The organism is Nostoc cf. edaphicum LEGE 07299 (assembly GCF_015207245.1).
GTDB lineage: Bacteria > Cyanobacteriota > Cyanobacteriia > Cyanobacteriales > Nostocaceae > Nostoc > Nostoc edaphicum_B.
In genome coordinates, this window is record NZ_JADEXF010000704.1 from 1 (window position 1) to 3,394 (window position 3,394).

At 44.2% G+C, this 3,394-nt stretch carries 1 protein-coding gene; it reads right to left on the minus strand.

Annotation, left to right across the window (positions count from 1 at the left end; all coding sequences use genetic code 11):
• Positions 1 to 3,394: AAA family ATPase (locus IQ229_RS19280; RefSeq protein ID WP_228013572.1), on the minus strand; the 3,394-nt coding region annotated here is incomplete at both ends.

Below are 3,394 nucleotides of genomic sequence, written 5' to 3' on the forward strand. Positions count from 1 at the left end.
GCCCATCATCTGTAGAGCTTTGGTCAATTCCTGCAATATCGTCTCCATGCTCGAAGACTTTTTCGAGTTCAGCATCTCGGTTAATTGCTGCAAGAAATTCGCGTGACTCGCACTCATTTCGGTTAGTTTCTCGGTTTGACTCGTTTCTAATAACTTGATTAGCTCGCTCATCTGCTGGCTGTTGGTTTGTAACTGCTCGATTCTCTGGGTCAATTGCTCTATCTTCTCGGTTAGCAACTGTATCTGTGTTGGGTTGTTGTCGTTGGTTAAAGTCATGGGTTTGTACCTGTGGTTTATTTTGTAAAAGATAGGGAACAGGCAATGGGGAACAGGCAACAGTTTTTTCTATTTCCTCTTCCCTGTGTGTTGGTAAGAGATCCAATTTGTCATTCCCTGTTGTCCGTTCCCTGTTGCCTGTTCCCTCAAGTTGTATAGAACGTTGTTCTGGTGTCAGATGAGGCGGTGATGGAAAAGCCGCATTCAAGAAGCGTTGATTCTGCTGTTGCCAGTCTCTTAAACGCTTTGCTTCATGGCTCAATTTCTCGTAAGCTAGTGGCCCACTTGCGACTATGAAATCATCAACACCTTTAGAAGGCCCTGGCAAGCTGACAACTTTTACTCTTGCTCCAGCTTCTTGTAACAATCTTCCAGTCACGGAAATATCTCGCTCGATATGGAGCTTAGTTTCGGGCTTGGTTTCGTAGTCAAAGCAGAACTTGAAAACTCTCCCTTGTGTGGCGAAAACCGCTAATTCCTCATGTAGGTAAGACTTACCGATTTTTTTACCAAACTCATCTTTGGGAGTTCGGTATCCCGATGAAATCCCAGGTAGCCCAATGGCAGCATGACCCTGACTCAACAGACTGGCTGCTTTTTTCGCGCCTTCTGCGATCGCACAGGGGATATTATGTTTCCAGACACAGTACCAAAATCCTGACTGGCGATCGCTATCACTGGGGTTCACCTTGTATTTGGAGTAAATGCGTTCGGCAATATCGTCAGGGACATCTAGCAAGAATATACTTAATTCAACTTTTGGGGGATGCTCATATTTAATGAATTTCCCTTCAATTATTTGCCCAGACTCATCTTTTTTGGGTCTTGGTTGATTTGGCTTGTAACATCCCCATCTTTTAATCGGCGGTTTCTCACCTGGCTTTAAGTCAGCGAATGAACGCGCATCAACTCCAGCATCACACCACCAGCCACCAGCATCAAGATGCGAATATGCCCTTATAAAACCATCTGTTAGCCGTCCTGTATTTGTTCGATTCAGCTTTTCGCTGACCATGAGCCGTTCCCAGGCTTCATGCTCACCACCTGCATAGTTAAACTGAAGACTCTCAAAGTTCAACGCTGTAATATCGGGATGGATAGCGCTATCTTCAAACTCTTGCCAGTGCTTTGGTTCAAGAAAATTGGGAATGTCTTTAGTATGATGTGGTGTCCAAAATGCTTCTGTTGGGGCAGCAGATTTCAGTACTGGCTTAGAGAAAACCGATTCAACAGTATTATAATTTGGTGTCTCTTTCAAGACGGGCAAAACTTTCGGTACTTTTATTGATGAATCATGGCTTGTTGTCCGGCTAGATGCAACTGATTTCACAATTGGCTCGACAAAAGGAGTAGATACTGTCGTCTCTTGTTTTAGTACTGGCTTCTCAAAAGGGGCACTTGTATTTATAGTTATTGCTTGGTGCTGCTCAATCGTCGATTTCTGAATTTGTTTTCGTAACAATTCCAAGGCATTTTCTTTAGACTTCGACTGTTGCGCTAACCAGAGCAACCGGGTTGGATCTTCGGTGTAAATCTTTAATTCATGCCTTGCACGGCTGGCAGCAACATAAAAACTTTCCTGTCCAATAGTGAAATCTGCCGAAATTAACACCCGATCCGCAGTTTTTCCTTGGCTACTATATGTTGTACTCACAAGGGCATAGTCTAAGTTTTGCGCCTGTGCCAAACTAATGCATTCAGTACACTCATCAGCATATTTAATCTGGACTATGTTCAGGTCGATCCCTGTCACAGTAAATTCCTGTCCGTTACGTCGTCCCAATTGCCGATCGTTTTTCTTCCATTGCAGGCGATCGCCCACGGCAATTTCAATCTGGTGACTCTGGTAAACCGCTTTCTCAAAAGCCGTGTCTACATCCATTACCTGACCATTATCACCAATTAGGGTCAACTTGTCAGTAGTTCGACCAACCACTTCATACAGTTTGCCTTTTTCCAGCCCCCGACGTTTATAGTCCCGTGTCGGCATGACCACATCACCAATTTCAAAGTTATGGGCAAACCGCATCTGTACAATTGAAAGATTTTTGGTTTGCAATTGGGTAATGGTTGCAGTTTCTCCTAAAGTTCCCTCATCTTTTAACTGAGAGCGAATTGCTTGGGTAAGGGCAAGTCTTTCTGTATTTGTTCCAGCTAACACAAGAGTTTTGAGGCGCTGCTCTGGTGTTCCTACTATATAATCACTAGCGATCTGCTCTATTTTAGATTCACTCTCTACTTGAAGTATGGAACCGTTGGCTTCTAGTCGTTTAAATCCTGCTTCTATTCTGCCATCGGCGATTAAATCTACTGCTAATTTTAATTGAGGGTCTTTTTGGCGCAACGATTCATTGAGGTGTGCGGTTTTGATTCCTCCTTGCTGCAAGGATTTGAAGGGATTACCTGCCGACACTGCTGATAACTGCCGAGTGTCACCTACTAAAATCACCCTAGCTTGAAGTAAGGTTGCTCGTTGTAGGAGTGCATGGGCATCTTTAGCACTGAGTAAACCGGCTTCGTCCACAATCCAGATTTGATTTGGTTCAATCTTTGATGGTGGTTCCGAAACCAGTAATCGAGCAACAGTCTCAGACTGAATTTTTAACTCTTCGCTCAAAACCTTAGCAGCAGAGGAACTAGGAGCAAAGCCAATAATAGTGTATCCGGCATCCCTTGCGATCGCTTTGAGTTCTTTAAGAGCAAAAGTTTTCCCAGCACCAGCTACCCCCTGCCACGCAATGAACTGGTCAGATGTTGTTGCAGCTAATTCTACCGCTTCCCGTTGCCCTTTGTTCAGCAACGTATTCTCCAAAAGGCTTTCAACTACTTCCGGGTGCGAAATTGGGTTAACGTTGCCAAGTCTTAGCTGCATTAACTCTATTGTCGCCAACTCCCGCCGGACTGCTGTCATCGTTGTAAATTGATGAGTTAAACCCGGCAAGCCGATTAACTCCTGGTGGGATTTTATCAATGGCTCAATGGCTGTTACATCAGTGGCTAAACGTTCTTCTAGGACGAATTTTTCTAAGTCTTCCTGGGTAAATGCTACATTCCTTTCTGAGCAGTGAGCGATCGCTAAATTCAAAACGTGACTCAAATTCTTATCATTGGCTGGTAC